This window comes from Marinobacter sp. E2 (assembly GCF_055755345.1).
In genome coordinates, this window is the sequence record NZ_CM146911.1 from 3,338,584 (window position 1) to 3,352,205 (window position 13,622).

The 13,622-nt window shown below is 62.2% G+C and carries 19 protein-coding genes and 1 other RNA gene; 13 read left to right on the forward strand and 7 right to left on the reverse strand.

The genetic code is table 11. From position 1 onward, the window contains the following. The first annotated feature begins 15 nt into the window (after window positions 1-15). From hisI to AC0J1C_RS15275, 6 genes are all read left to right on the forward strand, one after another. Window positions 16-432, forward strand: a complete 417-nt coding sequence (gene hisI, locus AC0J1C_RS15250) for a phosphoribosyl-AMP cyclohydrolase (protein WP_473044627.1) — start codon at window positions 16-18, stop codon at window positions 430-432. Between the two features lie 12 nt (window positions 433-444). Beyond that, entirely contained in the window at window positions 445-774 is a 330-nt protein-coding gene (locus AC0J1C_RS15255; protein ID WP_473044629.1) for a phosphoribosyl-ATP diphosphatase, read from the forward strand. A gap of 88 nt (window positions 775-862) precedes the next feature. Then, window positions 863-1,117, forward strand: coding sequence for a Sec-independent protein translocase subunit TatA (gene tatA, locus AC0J1C_RS15260; RefSeq protein WP_473044630.1), 255 nt, complete (start codon window positions 863-865; stop codon window positions 1,115-1,117). An 11-nt stretch (window positions 1,118-1,128) separates the two neighbouring features. Further along, entirely contained in the window at window positions 1,129-1,620 is a 492-nt protein-coding gene (gene tatB, locus AC0J1C_RS15265; RefSeq protein ID WP_473044632.1) for a Sec-independent protein translocase protein TatB, read from the forward strand. Beyond that, complete coding sequence (gene tatC / locus AC0J1C_RS15270; RefSeq protein WP_473044633.1) at window positions 1,617-2,402, forward strand: twin-arginine translocase subunit TatC; 786 nt, start codon at window positions 1,617-1,619, stop codon at window positions 2,400-2,402. Before tatB ends, tatC begins: the two co-directional genes overlap by 4 nt. Continuing rightward, window positions 2,399-3,118, forward strand: coding sequence for a 16S rRNA (uracil(1498)-N(3))-methyltransferase (locus AC0J1C_RS15275; RefSeq protein ID WP_473044634.1), 720 nt, complete (start codon window positions 2,399-2,401; stop codon window positions 3,116-3,118). The genes tatC and AC0J1C_RS15275 overlap by 4 nt, the downstream gene beginning before the upstream one ends. 19 nt (window positions 3,119-3,137) lie before the next feature. On the opposite strand, the gene AC0J1C_RS15280 is transcribed toward AC0J1C_RS15275, so the two are convergent. The 5 genes from AC0J1C_RS15280 to AC0J1C_RS15300 form a co-directional block, all read right to left on the reverse strand. Next, the gene (locus tag AC0J1C_RS15280; RefSeq protein ID WP_473044636.1) at window positions 3,138-4,052 is read right to left on the reverse strand and encodes a DUF808 domain-containing protein; all 915 of its coding nucleotides are present in this window, start codon (window positions 4,050-4,052) and stop codon (window positions 3,138-3,140) included. 66 nt (window positions 4,053-4,118) lie between these two features. Then, complete coding sequence (locus AC0J1C_RS15285; RefSeq protein WP_473044637.1) at window positions 4,119-5,342, reverse strand: UbiH/UbiF/VisC/COQ6 family ubiquinone biosynthesis hydroxylase; 1,224 nt, start codon at window positions 5,340-5,342, stop codon at window positions 4,119-4,121. Then, a complete protein-coding gene (gene ubiH / locus AC0J1C_RS15290) occupies window positions 5,335-6,615 on the reverse strand; it encodes a 2-octaprenyl-6-methoxyphenyl hydroxylase (protein ID WP_473044638.1) in 1,281 nt (426 codons plus the stop codon). The genes AC0J1C_RS15285 and ubiH overlap by 8 nt, the downstream gene beginning before the upstream one ends. Before the next feature lie 6 nt (window positions 6,616-6,621). Beyond that, window positions 6,622-7,941 carry a Xaa-Pro aminopeptidase gene (gene pepP / locus AC0J1C_RS15295; RefSeq protein WP_091988064.1) on the reverse strand — a complete coding sequence of 440 codons (1,320 nt, stop codon included), beginning with the start codon at window positions 7,939-7,941 and terminating at the stop codon, window positions 6,622-6,624. Between the two features lie 26 nt (window positions 7,942-7,967). Further along, window positions 7,968-8,567 (reverse strand): UPF0149 family protein, encoded by a 600-nt coding sequence (locus AC0J1C_RS15300; RefSeq protein ID WP_473044639.1) that lies wholly within the window; start codon window positions 8,565-8,567, stop codon window positions 7,968-7,970. A gap of 137 nt (window positions 8,568-8,704) precedes the next feature. Here AC0J1C_RS15300 and AC0J1C_RS15305 point away from each other — a divergent pair, with 137 nt between their 5' ends. Beyond that, complete coding sequence (locus tag AC0J1C_RS15305; RefSeq protein ID WP_473044640.1) at window positions 8,705-9,280, forward strand: ZrgA family zinc uptake protein; 576 nt, start codon at window positions 8,705-8,707, stop codon at window positions 9,278-9,280. Between the two features lie 24 nt (window positions 9,281-9,304). Here the strand turns inward: AC0J1C_RS15305 and AC0J1C_RS15310 are convergent, their stop codons facing one another. Then, window positions 9,305-9,826 carry a DUF3299 domain-containing protein gene (locus AC0J1C_RS15310; protein ID WP_473044642.1) on the reverse strand — a complete coding sequence of 174 codons (522 nt, stop codon included), beginning with the start codon at window positions 9,824-9,826 and terminating at the stop codon, window positions 9,305-9,307. Window positions 9,827-9,893: 67 nt separating this feature from the next. On the opposite strand from AC0J1C_RS15310, the gene AC0J1C_RS15315 reads away from it, so the two are divergent. The 6 genes from AC0J1C_RS15315 to AC0J1C_RS15340 all read left to right on the forward strand — a co-directional run bounded on the left by AC0J1C_RS15315 (window position 9,894) and on the right by AC0J1C_RS15340 (window position 13,381). Continuing rightward, window positions 9,894-10,610 carry an ABC transporter ATP-binding protein gene (locus tag AC0J1C_RS15315; RefSeq protein WP_473044643.1) on the forward strand — a complete coding sequence of 239 codons (717 nt, stop codon included), beginning with the start codon at window positions 9,894-9,896 and terminating at the stop codon, window positions 10,608-10,610. Continuing rightward, on the forward strand, window positions 10,607-11,881 hold the full coding sequence (locus tag AC0J1C_RS15320) for an ABC transporter permease (protein WP_473044644.1): 1,275 nt from the start codon (window positions 10,607-10,609) through the stop codon (window positions 11,879-11,881). The genes AC0J1C_RS15315 and AC0J1C_RS15320 overlap by 4 nt, the downstream gene beginning before the upstream one ends. A 102-nt stretch (window positions 11,882-11,983) precedes the next feature. Continuing rightward, window positions 11,984-12,190 carry a TIGR02449 family protein gene (locus tag AC0J1C_RS15325; RefSeq protein WP_091988079.1) on the forward strand — a complete coding sequence of 69 codons (207 nt, stop codon included), beginning with the start codon at window positions 11,984-11,986 and terminating at the stop codon, window positions 12,188-12,190. Then, entirely contained in the window at window positions 12,190-12,486 is a 297-nt protein-coding gene (locus AC0J1C_RS15330) for a cell division protein ZapA (protein ID WP_473044646.1), read from the forward strand. The genes AC0J1C_RS15325 and AC0J1C_RS15330 overlap by 1 nt, the downstream gene beginning before the upstream one ends. Window positions 12,487-12,547: 61 nt before the next feature. Then, window positions 12,548-12,729: non-coding RNA, 6S RNA (gene ssrS / locus AC0J1C_RS15335), on the forward strand. A 4-nt stretch (window positions 12,730-12,733) separates the two neighbouring features. After that, window positions 12,734-13,381 carry a 5-formyltetrahydrofolate cyclo-ligase gene (locus AC0J1C_RS15340; RefSeq protein WP_473044647.1) on the forward strand — a complete coding sequence of 216 codons (648 nt, stop codon included), beginning with the start codon at window positions 12,734-12,736 and terminating at the stop codon, window positions 13,379-13,381. Here AC0J1C_RS15340 and AC0J1C_RS15345 read toward each other — a convergent pair. Continuing rightward, on the reverse strand, window positions 13,351-13,512 hold the full coding sequence (locus tag AC0J1C_RS15345; protein WP_473044648.1) for a hypothetical protein: 162 nt from the start codon (window positions 13,510-13,512) through the stop codon (window positions 13,351-13,353). The genes AC0J1C_RS15340 and AC0J1C_RS15345 overlap by 31 nt on opposite strands. Window positions 13,513-13,622 lie beyond the last annotated feature (110 nt).

Genomic DNA, 13,622 nt, shown 5'->3' on the forward strand with positions numbered 1-13,622 from the left:
TCAGGATTCACGAAAATGCAAGATAGCTCGGATAATGTCGGCAACCCCGACTGGTTGAACAGTATCCGCTGGACCGAAGACGGTCTGGTGCCAGCCATCGCCCAGGACGCCGAGACCGGCGATATCCTGATGATGGCCTGGATGAATGCCGAATCCCTGCGGCTGAGCGCAGAGGAAGGCCATGCGGTCTACTGGTCCCGTTCCCGGGGCAAGCTGTGGCGCAAGGGTGAAACTTCCGGGCACCAGCAGGTCATCCGCGACATCCGGCTCGACTGCGACAATGACGTGGTGCTGCTTAAGGTGGATCAGAAAGGCGGCATCGCTTGTCATACCGGCAGACGCAGCTGTTTTTACCGGTCTCTCGAGAACGGCCAGTGGGTGGAAAAAGATCCCGTACTCAAGGATCCGAACCGCATTTACGGCAGTAAGTAAGGAGCTCTGACAGTGAACGATGTACTGGAAAATCTGGCCCGGGTTCTGGAGGCCCGCAAGGAGGCGGATCCGGAAACCTCCTACGTGGCCAGTCTCCACGCCAAAGGCCTGAACAAGATTCTGGAAAAGGTGGGCGAAGAGTGCACCGAAACCCTGCTCGCGGCCAAGGATGCCGAGCGTTCCGGAGAGACCCGGGAACTGGTGTGCGAAACCGCGGATCTCTGGTTCCACAGCCTGGTCATGCTCTCGAGACTGGGGCTGGGCCCCAGGGACGTGCTGGACGAACTCGCCAGCCGGTTCGATCTCTCGGGACTCGAGGAAAAGGCGTCGCGGAACCGGTAACGGGCATACCACTAACGGGGGGTTTCCGCCGGTCGCTTCTGTTAACGTACAATGACATAAAACAGCAACATCATACGAGGACCCCTGCATGGGTATCAGCATCTGGCAACTACTAATCGTACTCGGCATTGTCATTCTGTTGTTCGGAACCAAGAAACTGCGCAACATCGGCAGCGACCTGGGCGGCGCCATCCGTGGCTTCAAGAAGTCCATGAATGACGACGACACCAAGGCCGACGGCGAAAACGCCAAGGCCGGGAGCCAGGAGTCGCTGGAAGGCAAGGAAGGCGAGCAGCAGCAGGCCGCCGCCGATGACAAGGCCCGGGACAAGTCCCACAGCTGAGACCAGGCTGAATGTTCGATATCGGCTTTCTTGAGCTGTTGATCTGCGGCGTTATCGCGCTGTTGGTGCTTGGCCCCGAGCGCCTGCCGACGGCTGCCCGTGCTGCCGGCCGCTGGGTCGGTGGCGCCCGCAGGATGGTCAGCCAGTTCACCTCGGAACTGGACCGCCAGCTCAAGGCCGATGAACTGCGGGAAGAGCTTCGCAAGGCGGGCGACGTGGGCATCGACGACGTCCAGAAAACCGTGCGTGGCGCCCTGGACGAGGCGAAGAAATACGAGCACATGATTCTGCCGGAGAGCGAAACCCGCAAACCCCGACCGGCCCCGGCCACACGCCGCGTGGCCGCCGAAAGGGATGCTGGTAGCTCAGCCGATCAGAACCGGGCCGCCGCCAGCGAAGCCTCACCCCAGTCCGGCACGGACGGCCACGAACAACCCGGCACGGACAGCCATGAACAAACCGACAACAAAACACCGCAAAGTCCGCCGGATAACCGTCCATGAATGCAAAACCCGACGGCAACCAGATGCCTCCGGACCAGCAGGAAATGCCCCTGATCGAGCATCTGCTCGAGCTGCGCAACCGTCTGCTGAAAATGGTGCTGGCAGTGCTGATCTGCTTTGCCGCCATCTATCCGTTCGCCAACGAGCTGTACCTGTGGCTGTCCGAGCCTATCCGCTCGCTGCTGCCAGTTGGCCAGACCATGATCGCCACGGACGTGACCTCGCCGTTCTTCGCGCCCCTGAAGCTGGCTCTGGTGCTGGCGGTGTTTGCCGCCATTCCGATCATCCTCTACCAGCTCTGGAGCTTCATCGCCCCCGGGCTCTATGCCCATGAAAAGCGCCTGGCCTTCCCGCTGCTGTTCACCTCGGTGATCCTGTTTTACGCGGGCGCAGCCTTCGCCTACTTTGTGGTGTTTCCGCTAGTCTTCGGCTTCTTTACTGCGATAGGCCCCGAGGGCATTGTTGAGCTGCCGGACATCACCAGCTACCTCAACTTCGTGCTGAAGATGTTCTTCGCCTTTGGTGTCGCCTTCGAGATCCCCATCGCCACCGTGTTGCTGATCCTGACCGGCGCCACCACGCCCGATGACCTGGCCGCCAAGCGCCCCTATGTGGTGGTGGCCTGTTTTATCATCGGCATGCTGCTGACGCCGCCCGACATCATCTCCCAGACCCTGCTGGCAGTGCCCATGTGGATCCTGTTTGAATTCGGCATCCTCTTCGGGCGGCTGGCAAGGCGGGAAGCCGCTGACCCGGAAACCGACGAGCCCACCGGCGAATGAATCTGGCCCTGCTGTTCGACAGCGACTTTGTGGACGCTGATCGCGCGGTATTGAAGGGGCGTCGCCTGACGCACCTGACCTCGGTCATCAAGGTGGCCACCGGCGACCGGGTACCGGTCGGCCGAGTCGATGGCCCGATGGGCACTGGCGAGGTCGTCAGGCTCACGGACTCCGAGGCGGAGCTCAGGGTTACCCTGGACCAGCCACCGCCGCCCCCGTTACCGCTTACGCTGGTCCTGGCCATGCCCAGGCCCAAGATGTTTCGCCGCGTCCTGCAAACCTGCGCTGCCCTGGGCGTCAAGGATCTCTGGCTGATCAACAGCTACAAGGTGGAGAAAAGCTTCTGGCAGACGCCCTGGCTGTCCGAGGACCACCTGCGGGAGAACCTGGTGCTGGGCCTTGAGCAGGCAAAGGACACCCGGATGCCCACCGTGCACATCCGCAAGCTGTTCAAGCCGTTTGTCGAGGACGAATTGCCGGCGTTGCTGGCTGCAAAACAGGCATTCGTGGCCCACCCGGGCACGTCGGCGCCCTGCCCGGCACACCTTGAGGAGCCTGCGCTTCTGTGTGTCGGCCCGGAGGGCGGATTTACCGATTACGAAGTGGGCAAACTGGAGGAGGCCGGCTGTCAGGGAGTGCACCTCGGCCCGCGCATCCTCAGAGTGGAAACCGCCGTTCCGGTGCTGATCAGTCGGCTGTTCGACAGCTGCCGCTAGGATCGCTTACTGGCCAGTCTCAGGCGGAGCGTTGCTGCCACCATTTCACCAGAGGCGTAATCACCGCTACCAGGACAGCACCGGCCAGCACCCCGAACAGACCATCCGCCACGGTCGGCAGCAGCAACGCAACCACACCGCTGAACCCCTCGGCGAAGTGGTGAATGGCGTCGTACACGGGCGTGAAACCGTGGGTCAAGATACCGCCACCCACCAGGAACATGGCGAGCGTGCCGAGCACCGACAGGGTTTTCATCAGGTAGGGCGCCAGCCAGAGTATGCCCGCTCCAAGCTTCTGCCATATCGGGCTATCGGTCTGGCTCAGGTACAGGCCGCCATCGTCCAGCTTCACGATACCCGCCACCAGGCCATAGACGCCAACCGTAATAAGCACGGCAACCACCGCCAGCACCAGGAACTGCATACCAATGGTCTGGCTGGTCACAGTGCCCAGGGTAATGGCGATGATCTCGGCGGAGAGGATGAAATCGGTGCGGATGGCACCCTTGATCTTGTCTTTCTCGAGGGCACGCAGGTCCACTTCCGGGTTCTTCAGGGCCTCGTGGAGCTCGCCCTTGTGCTTCTCGTCTTCTTCCCGGTGCAGGAACTTGTGCACCAGCTTCTCGAAGCCCTCGTAACACAGAAAGGCGCCGCCGAGCATCAACAGCGGCGTCACCAGCCACGGCATGAAAAAGCTGATTGCCAGGGCAGCGGGCACCAGAATCGCCTTGTTGATCATCGAGCCCTTGGCCACCGCCCACACCACCGGCAACTCCCGGGCGGGTTTTACGCCGGTCACCTGCTGGGCGTTGAGCGCCAGATCGTCGCCCAGAACGCCGGCGGTCTTCTTGGTCGCGGTTTTGGTCATCAGGGCGACGTCGTCCAGCACCGTGGCGATGTCGTCGATCAGAATCAGCAGACTGCTTCCTGCCATGGAAAAGACTCCTGTCGCTATGTCTTTCTGTGGTTGAAAGGTTCCGAGCCCATGCGGCTCAGAGGTTCAGCCGTGCAGCCCCATGGCCTCGGCGGCAATACGATTTTTCACCGGCCCGAGACCGTCGAGCCATCTCAGGCCGGTGTTGCGCAACCAGCGTACTGGCAACTCGTCGCGGGCGAAAAGCTGCTTGAAGCCCTCCATGGCCGCCATCATGGTCAGGTTCTCCCCTTTGCGCCGGCGCTGGTAGCGGGACAGAACCAGCTCGTGGGCGGGATCCAGGCCCGCCTGCCGGGCTTTTGCCAGCTCGCTCATCAGGGCGCGAACATCACCGTAACCCAGGTTGGCCCCCTGACCTGCCAGCGGGTGGATGGTGTGGGCAGCGTCCCCCAACAGGGCAAATCCCGGCAGGACGTAATCCTTGGCGTGGCGCTGGCGCAGTGGGAAGGCAAACCGGCGGGACACCGTCTCTACCGCACCCAGCTCGCGTTCAATGGCCCGCTCAAGCTCGAGGGCAAAGGCGTGATCGTCCAGGGCCATCAGTCGTTGAGCTTCGGTGGTATCCTGGGACCAGACAATGGAACAGAAATGCGCCTCACCGGATTCCGGCAGCAGCGGCAGGAACGCCAGGGGGCCGGTCCGGGAAAACCGCTGCCATGCGGTGTAGCGGTGGCTCTGGCTGGTACGGACCGTACAGACTATGGCCTGCTGGTCGTAGTCCCACTCCCGCGTCGGTAACCCCACCCACTGTCGCAATGGCGAATGGGCGCCGTCACAGCCCACCAGCAGCCTGGCCGACAGTGATCGGCCATCCGCCAGATCCAGCCGGAAACCCTCCGGATGCCTCTGGCAGCCAACCATCCTGGCGCCATCAAAAAGCGTTACCGGGCTCTGGTCCAGGGCGGTGAACAGGGCCTGTACGATGCGCCGATTCTCGACGATGGTGCCCAGGGCGCGGGTCTGGAGTTCCGCCGCCTCAAACCGGATACGGCCGGTGCCGTCCGCGTCCCACACAGTCATGGTCTGGTAGGGACAATGCCGACCGGCAACAATGTCGGGCCAGACGCCAAGCTGCTCCAACAGACGCTGACTGGCGAGCGACAGGGCACTGACCCTGGGCTCGAAATCGTCTACCGAGGCGGCGGGATCCGGCGCGCGCATCAGGCTGTCATGGTCGGCGCCCTCTACCAGGCCCACCTGCCAGCCCTGCCGGGACAGGCCGAGGGCCAGGGCCGAACCGATCATGCCGCCACCGGCCACCAGGATGTCCAAGCGGTTGGATTCACTCATGACCCATGCTCCCCCGCGGGTGATTACCGGGCCGGTTGATCACCGCGCGGCGCCCGCCCTGGCCCATGGCCTTGCGGGCAAACCAGCGCTTGGCACCGGGCAGCAGATCCAGGCCCACCAGACCGGCATCGCGGGCGGCGGCGACTGGCGCCATGGACTGGCCAAACAGACGTATCAGGGAATCGGAAAACCGCACCGTCTGTTGCCAGTCCTGACGATGCAGGCTCTGGTAGCGGCCCAGCACTTCCAGATCACCAATGCCAAGGCCGTTCTCCTCCGCCAACCGGAACTGTTCAACCAGCGTCATCAGCCCCCGAAGCGCGAGATTGAAACCCTGACCGGCCACCGGGTGCAGCGCATGGGCAGCGTTGCCCACGAGTGCCACGCCCGGGCGCACCGGCTCGGCCACCGTGGTCAGGGTGAGCGGGTAATGGTGGCAGGTGCCGATGCGGGTGAACCGCCCAAGCCGCCAGCCAAACCGCTCCTGCAGCCATCGGCATTTTTCTTCGTCAGACAATTCAAGTACCTGGCCCAGGGCGTCATCAGACAGGGTCCAGACCAGCGCCGACTGGTGCCCTGCGCGGGCCGGCGAACCGTGGGGCAGCAGCGCCATGGGACCGGCGTCGGTGAAGCGCTCGAACGCGGTAAAGTCATGGCTGTCGCTGGTGGAGACATTGGCGATCAGGGCATTCTGGCCATAGCTGTGGCGATCGGGCTGGAACCCGAGCTTCTCCCGTAATCCCGATCGGCCGCCATCGGCCACCACCAGGCATCGGGCGGACATTTCACGGGTGTCATCGCCCTCTGACAGACGCACCCGAACACCTTCGGGGATGGGCGCCATGTCGGTGACTTCCGCCGGTGCGCGCCACTGCACCCCTGTATCCAGCAGCTCCCGCATCAGGCAAAGGCCCATCCAGCGGTTGTCGGCCACATAGCCCAGGGCCTCCTGGCCGTGGTCGACGGCGTGCAATCGGGTGGCGCCAAAGTGGCCCCGGTCGGAAACGTGAATGTGCTTGATGGGTGTGGCGTGCTCGGCCAGCCGTTGCCAGAGCCCAAGCTCCTCGAAAATCAGCCGTGAGCCCCAGGCGAGCGCCGTGGAGCGGGCATCGTAACTGGGCTGGTAACTCTCGGGCAGGGCATCCGGCGACAGCGGAAAGGCCTCCACCACGGTCACTCGCAGCGACGGAACCGCCCGGGCCACCGCCAGCGCCAGGGTCGCGCCGGCAAGACCGCCGCCGGCAATGATGAGATCGGTATCGAACGTGGCCACCGGGTGTCAGTCCGCCATCAGGGCTTCGATTTCAGCGATGGTCTTCGGCACCGCTTCAGTCAGTACCCGGCAACCCTCTCGGGTGACCACCACGTCGTCCTCAATGCGGATACCAATCCCCCGCCATTTCTCATCCACACTGGTGTTGTCGGGAGCGATGTAGAGCCCCGGTTCCACCGTCAGCACCATACCCGGCTCTAACTGGCGCCAGGCTTCGCCCACCTTGTAATCGCCCACGTCGTGCACGTCCAGGCCCAGCCAGTGGCCGGTGCGGTGCATGAAGAACGGCTTGTAGGCCTCGTTGGCGATGGCGTCTTCCAGGGTGCCGGACAGCAAGCCCAGATCAATCAGGCCCTGGGTCAGCACCTCGAGGGCGGCCTCGTGGGGACGATTCCAGTGGTTCTCCGGCGACACCGCCTCGATGGCACGGTACTGGGCCGCCAGAACGACCTCATAAAGGGCGCGCTGCTCCGGGCTGAATTTGCCGCTGATCGGGAAGGTACGGGTAATGTCCGACGCATAACACTGGTATTCGCAGCCGGCATCGATCAGTACCAGATCGCCCTCTTTCAGGGGGGCGCTGTTCTCTATGTAGTGCAGGATACAACCGTTGGCGCCACCGCCCACGATAGAGGGATAGGCAGTGGAACGGGCGCCATGTTCCATGAAGGTATGGATGAGTTCGGCCTCAAGGTTGTACTCGAAACCGCCCCGCCGTGCCCGCTTCATGGCGCGGCAGTGGGCCTCGGCGCTGATCTGGGCGGCCTTGGCCATCACTTTGATTTCGCTGGCGCTCTTGTACAGCCGCAAATCGTGCAGCAGGTGTTCCAGGGCCACGAATTCCCCGGGCGGATGCGCGCCGCTGCGCACCTTGCTACGAATCATCTTCACCCAGTCCATGACCCGTGCATCGAAATGATCGTCCTTGCCCAGCGGGTAGTACACCCGGCTGCGGCCCTCGATCATGCCGGGCAGGATGTCGTCGATGTCGGAAATCGGGAAGGCGTCGTCCAGCCCGTAGCGCTCTATCGCGCCCTCAGGGCCGACGAGAAAGCCGTCCCAGAGCTCTTTTTCGGGGTTACGCTCCTTGCAGAAAAGCACCGACTCGCCATGCTCCCGCCCCGGGATCAGGGCCAGCACTGCCTCCGGCTCACCAAAACCGGACAGGTAGTGGAAATCGCTGTCCTGACGAAACGGGTGCAGAACATCCCGGTTGCGTACCCGCTCGGGCGCCGCCGGGATAATGGCGATACTGTCTGGCGCCATGCGCTCCATCAGTTTGCGGCGGCGCTCTGCAAATTCCTTAACGGGGATCATGGAATTCATCGTCTCTCCTGCAATCGGGACCCGGCTTAATGCAGGGTCGGCGAATCTGTCTTCGGCGGTTCTGGCGCATTGAACTCAGTGAATACGGCCAATGCACCGAGCCGGATATATTCGGTGATTTCCAGAAGCTGCTGCTCGCTTTCCTCGTCGGCTTCCTCATCCTCGGATAACTGGCTGATGGCCACCATGTCCTCGATCAGCTCGCGGATCTCATCCGGCGCCTGGCCCAGGGACTCACCGGCAGACAGCGCCATCCCTTCCAGAAAACCCCGCACCCAGGACACCAGCGCTTCCAGCCGTTGCTCGATGGCATAGTCGTCATCCGGTAGCAAAGGGTGGAAACTCATGTCGGTGGATTTCAAGAGTTCCAGGGTTTGCTCGTAGGCCCTGTTCATGAACGGCGCCAGATCAGTCGATTCTTCTGCCGCCTGCTCGGGTAATCCCATGTGCTCGCATACCATGGCCAACCATTCCGGCTCATTGATCCGGGATCCGGCGGCCAGGCGACCACACAGTGCACCGTGTAACTCCGAGGGATGGCTGAACGCCTTGTGGGCGGTGAAGACGTTGGCCCAGCGCTCAAACTCAGCGGCGCGGGCAGCGCCGGTGGCGTCGGTTTCTGACATGAAACAGGCAGGTCCTGTGTTGATGGATTAGGGCCCTATCCTAGCATTCGGGACGGGGCAAGGCACTGCCTGTTGATTTTTATCCGGCACCGCATCAATATGTTATAACGTATCATTTTGAGTCAAAGGACATCCCCATGAATCCAGCCCGACTGACCGGCTGTCTACTGGCGCTGACGGGCGCAGTGGCCGCCAACACCTGCGTCGCCAGCGGCGACAACCCCGGCGCCCATGACCACGGTAACGCCGAACTCCAACTGGCGGTAGAAGGCAATCGCATTGACCTGCTGTTCACCTCACCGGCCTACAACCTGCTCGGCTTTGAGCACAAGGCCCATACCGGCGAACAGAAGACGACGGTCCAGGAAACCACCCGTTGGCTGGGTTCGACGCCCCTGGTCGACACCACAGACCCCAGCTGTAAGGTCATGGAAGCCGATGTGCAACACCAGTCCGGTGCTGACGGACACGATCACCACGACCACGGATCCGGGCACTCCGGATCAGAGCATCCAGAATCAACGCACACCGATTTCGAAGTCGCCCAGACACTCAGCTGCGCCGGCCTCGGCGACGGCACCACCCTGTCGACGCCGCTGACCGGGCGGTTTCCCGAGATCGAGCACCTGAGCGTCGAGTGGGTCTGGTCCGGCGGTCAGGGTTCCGAGCGCCTGGAACAGGGTGTGGACCGGTTCAGCCTGAACGCTCGCTAACAGCCGCGCTGGACCGCTGCGAATTCACTCGGTGTAGGGCTCAACCCCGGTTGCTACCATCGAGTAGGACGAGGTGCCGATATCGTTCTCTGTGCGCTCGATCACCAGCTTGCCCTCAATCCACACAGGGTCGTACAGCGCCTCAAGGGTAAAGCCCTCGCGGTACTTCACGTGGATGATCTGGTTGGGAGGGGGTGGCGGTACGTGAATGCAGGCACCGTAGTAAGGCACCAGGAAGAATTCCAGGATGCGCATGTCCTCGGTGGTTTTCAGGGGTACGACAAAGCCCGGGATCCGGCCCTCGACATTGCCCATCTCCGGCACCACGCGCCCGGTCATGATTTCATCGGGCAACAGGGGCGCGCCGTCGCCCTCGTGGTCAATCTCTGGCATATTCTCCAGCAGTGCGAGATCCTCGGCCGGCATCAGTTCAAGCCAGTCGATCTCCCGGGTTTCAGTGCGGCCGGTTGCGGGCAGCGACAACAACAGTGCAAGCATCATGAGACAGGGCAGCGCGAAACGCGAACGTGCCGGGAAAAACATCATCGGACCATGGACTCCTGACAGTCAAAAGGGCAAGCCGCCATCATACATGGGCGAAACGGCAATCAACATGAACACCAAGACAGACACAATCGGCCCTGGTTCCCAAAACGGGCAAATGGCCATCGAAGTCCGCGGTCTCGGCTTCTCGTGGTCGATGGACCAGGCACCGCTGACGTTCCCCGACATCCATCTGAGACAGGGTGAACATCTGTTTATCCACGGCCCCAGCGGTTGTGGCAAAAGCACCCTGCTAAGCCTCCTTGCCGGCATGCTGCGCCCGGCCAGCGGCACCATTGACATCCATGGTACCGACATCCACCGCCTGGGCGCGGGCGCCCGGGACCAGTTCCGGGCCGACCACATGGGTGTCATCTTCCAACAGTTCAATCTTGTGCCCTACCTGACCACCCTCGGCAACGTAACCCTGCCCTGCGGCCTCTCGGCGATTCGCAGACAACGCTGCGAACCGGATCCGCAGAACGAGGCAGAGCGCCTGCTCACCGCACTATCGATCCCGGTGGATCACTGGCATCGCAAGATTACCCGCCTGAGCATCGGCCAACAGCAGCGCATTGCCGCCGCACGGGCATTGATCGGCACCCCCCGGGTGATTCTCGCGGACGAGCCCACCTCCGCCCTGGACGCCGACAACCGTGACCGGTTCCTGGAACTGCTACTGACCCTCGCCCGGCAGCACAGCACATCGGTGCTGTTTGTCAGCCACGACCAGTCCCTCGCCGCCCACTTCGACAACCGCCTGGCGCTCGGGAGCGAACAGCCATGAAAGCACGCCTCGCTCTGTCCCTGGCCCTGGCCAGCCTCTGGCACCGCAAAAAGGTCCTTGCCCTGGTTTGCGTTACACTGACCCTGAGCGTGTCGCTACTGCTGGGCATCCAGTATCTGCGAACCGAGGTCCGGCAGTCCTTCACCAACACCATCAGCGGCACCGACCTGATTGTCGGAGCCCGAAGCGGCCAGTTGAACCTGCTGCTGTACACGGTGTTTCACATCGGCGATGCCACCAACAACGTCCGCTGGTCAACCTACCAGAAACTCAGGGAAGACAACCGCCTGGACTGGCTGATCCCGATCTCCCTGGGCGACAGCTACCGGGGCTACCGGGTGGTGGCAACGGACGAGAACTTCCCGGCGCACTTCCGGTACGGACGGGACCTGCCCCTGGAACTGGCCCAGGGCCAATGGTTCGAAGGTGTGTTCGATGTGGTGCTCGGTGCAGGCGTCGCGCGAACCCTGGGGCACCAGGTGGGAGAGGACATTGTCCTGTCCCACGGCGGCGGCCGAACCAGTTTTTCCAACCACCAGGACACCCCGTTCACCGTAACCGGCATTCTGGCCCCCACCGGCACACCCGTGGACCAGGCCGTGTACATTGGCCTGGACGGCATGGAAGCCATGCACGTGGGCTGGGAATCCGGGGTTGCCATACCGGGACGAACCCTCAGCCGTGAACAGGCCGAGGGGCGCGACTTCACCCCCGATGCCATCACCGCCGTCTTTGTGGGTATTGAACGGCCGATTCTGACCTTCCGCATCCAACGGGAAATCAACCAGTATGCCGGCGAGCCACTCTCCGCCATTCTGCCCGGCGTTGCCCTCAGCGAGCTCTGGCGGCTGATGGGCCAGTTCGAGACGGCACTGCTGGGCATCACCGGGTTTGTGGTGGCAACCAGCCTGATCGGGCTGGCGGCGGTGCTCCTGACACTGCAGGCACAACGGGCCCAAGAAATTGCCGTGCTGCGCGCCACCGGCGCCTCGCCCGGGCTGATTGCCTCGCTGTATCTGCTGGAGTGCCTTGGTCTCGCCCTGGCAGCCTGCGTCCTGGCGCTGCTGATCGGCACTCTGGCCATACCCCTGGCCAGTCCCTGGCTGCTGACCGAATACGGGCTGCAGCTCGGCCTGCGCCCATTGACCCTGAGCGAGTGGGCGCTTCTGGCCACCGTGCCGGTGGCGGCACTGGTGGTTGCCGTGATCCCGGCCGTGAACACCTGGCGCCAGAGCCGTCACCAGGGCTTTGGCGGGGCTTCGGATCAGTGATGGCCGTCACGTTGGAACCCGATGACAAGCCTGTAAATTGACCGACTTACCGTCCACACTTATAGTTGGTTACAACTCTTTCAAACCACTGCTGGGCACGTCATGGAACAGTCCGAAGTACAGGCATTAGCGGACAAGCTGGACAGGCTGATTGAACGCTGTCAGAAACTCGAGCGGGACAACGCAACTTTGCGGGAACTGCAGGACGACTGGAACCGGGAACGGGCCCAGCTGATGCAGAAGAACGATCACGCGAAGCACAAGATCGAAGCCATGATCAGCCGCCTTCGGGCCCTGGAGCATCATTGATGGCACAGCAATCCACCACGGTTGAGGTGAAAATCCTCGACAAGGAATACCTGGTCGCCTGCCCCGAGGAAGAACAGGAAGCGCTGCTTCGTGCAGCCCGTCACCTCGACAGCAAGATGCGGGAAATCCGTTCCAGCGGCAAGGTATTCGGCACCGAGCGCATTGCGGTCATGGCCGCCCTGAACATCACCCACGAACTGCTGGAGCGGGACACCATGTCCGACGCCACCAGCAGCCTGCTGCGGGCGATGGACAGCAAACTGAGCGGCGCCCTCGGCGACGGATCCGGCCGGTAACCTCCGGAGAATCCCGGACAGGTGTTGCAATCGGCCCCGGACCTGCCCGTATAATGAGTCTAACTTCCTGGGCTGTTCGGGATAGTCGGATACGTCCTCGAGCCGATGCGCACTACCCAGGTGGCTACTTCAGGGCATTGTGAGCACGTCCCCGAAAGGGGAAAGCCTAATATGTCACAGCGGCCACCGACCTTGAACTTTGGGTTCAAGGGCCACATCCGATAACGGCAGCCCGGGAAGCTTTATTTTGAGCCAGTTTATCGAGCCCCATCCGTTTCAATCCCATCCAGATACTATTTCGCGGGGCGCGCTGCGCAAGCGTCTGCGACACCAGCGACGTTCCCTCAGTTTTGAACAACAGCAGCAGGCCGCCGAGAACCTCGCCCTGAACCTGCTGAAGAATCCGGACCTGCATCGCGCGCGGCACGTGGCCATCTACCTCCCCAACGACGGCGAGATTGATCCCCACGTGTATCTGGACATCGCACGGCGCAAGGGTGTCCGTTTCTATCTGCCAGTATTGCACCCGATCCATGAGGGTCGACTGGTGTTCAGCCCCTATTACGATGGCGTGGAGCTGACCGCCAACCGCTTCGGCATTCCCGAGCCTGCCTTCAGCAAAGGTCTTCGGCGCCCGGTCTGGGCACTGGATGCGGTTCTGTTTCCATTGGTGGGTTTTGACGAACACGGAGGCAGACTGGGCATGGGCGGCGGCTTCTACGACCGTACCTTTGCTTTCAGCCGGTTACGGCCAAGTCTGGCGCCCAAGCTGATCGGCCTGGCCCATGACTTTCAGAAAGTGGACAAGCTGCCCATCGAGCCCTGGGATGTGCCGTTACACAGCGTGGTTACCGATAAACAGCGTTACCGGTTCAGAGGTGGGCTCGCTACCTGAGCGGCACCCACAAGGGTACTGGCCCGGGGGCCGTTGTCTTCAGAGGCGTGGATGGAAGTGAAACCGGTAATCACAAGGCCGATGGCGAAAATCAGCACAATGGCTTTGATGATGTCAGGCTTGCCGCCCATGGCTTCAGTTCCTCAAAATGCGATGTTGAAAACGTCGGAAAATCAGTGAGCTATTCTTGACTTCAAGAATCAGAAGAAAGACTAACACCTAATTGAACTTTTACAATTTT

Bases quoted from the DNA above. Each gene is read 5' to 3' on its own strand.
- AC0J1C_RS15315 (WP_473044643.1), top strand. From the start codon at position 9,894: ATGAACACCAAGACAGACACAATCGGCCCTGGTTCCCAAAACGGGCAA.
- AC0J1C_RS15300 (WP_473044639.1), bottom strand. From the start codon at position 8,567: ATGTCAGAAACCGACGCCACCGGCGCTGCCCGCGCCGCTGAGTTTGAG.
- pepP (WP_091988064.1), bottom strand. From the start codon at position 7,941: ATGAATTCCATGATCCCCGTTAAGGAATTTGCAGAGCGCCGCCGCAAA.
- tatB (WP_473044632.1), top strand. From the start codon at position 1,129: ATGTTCGATATCGGCTTTCTTGAGCTGTTGATCTGCGGCGTTATCGCG.
- AC0J1C_RS15275 (WP_473044634.1), top strand. From the start codon at position 2,399: ATGAATCTGGCCCTGCTGTTCGACAGCGACTTTGTGGACGCTGATCGC.
- AC0J1C_RS15285 (WP_473044637.1), bottom strand. From the start codon at position 5,342: ATGAGTGAATCCAACCGCTTGGACATCCTGGTGGCCGGTGGCGGCATG.
- tatC (WP_473044633.1), top strand. From the start codon at position 1,617: ATGAATGCAAAACCCGACGGCAACCAGATGCCTCCGGACCAGCAGGAA.
- AC0J1C_RS15310 (WP_473044642.1), bottom strand. From the start codon at position 9,826: ATGATGTTTTTCCCGGCACGTTCGCGTTTCGCGCTGCCCTGTCTCATG.
- AC0J1C_RS15305 (WP_473044640.1), top strand. From the start codon at position 8,705: ATGAATCCAGCCCGACTGACCGGCTGTCTACTGGCGCTGACGGGCGCA.
- tatA (WP_473044630.1), top strand. From the start codon at position 863: ATGGGTATCAGCATCTGGCAACTACTAATCGTACTCGGCATTGTCATT.
- AC0J1C_RS15330 (WP_473044646.1), top strand. From the start codon at position 12,190: ATGGCACAGCAATCCACCACGGTTGAGGTGAAAATCCTCGACAAGGAA.
- AC0J1C_RS15280 (WP_473044636.1), bottom strand. From the start codon at position 4,052: ATGGCAGGAAGCAGTCTGCTGATTCTGATCGACGACATCGCCACGGTG.
- hisI (WP_473044627.1), top strand. From the start codon at position 16: ATGCAAGATAGCTCGGATAATGTCGGCAACCCCGACTGGTTGAACAGT.
- AC0J1C_RS15325 (WP_091988079.1), top strand. From the start codon at position 11,984: ATGGAACAGTCCGAAGTACAGGCATTAGCGGACAAGCTGGACAGGCTG.
- AC0J1C_RS15320 (WP_473044644.1), top strand. From the start codon at position 10,607: ATGAAAGCACGCCTCGCTCTGTCCCTGGCCCTGGCCAGCCTCTGGCAC.
- AC0J1C_RS15345 (WP_473044648.1), bottom strand. From the start codon at position 13,512: ATGGGCGGCAAGCCTGACATCATCAAAGCCATTGTGCTGATTTTCGCC.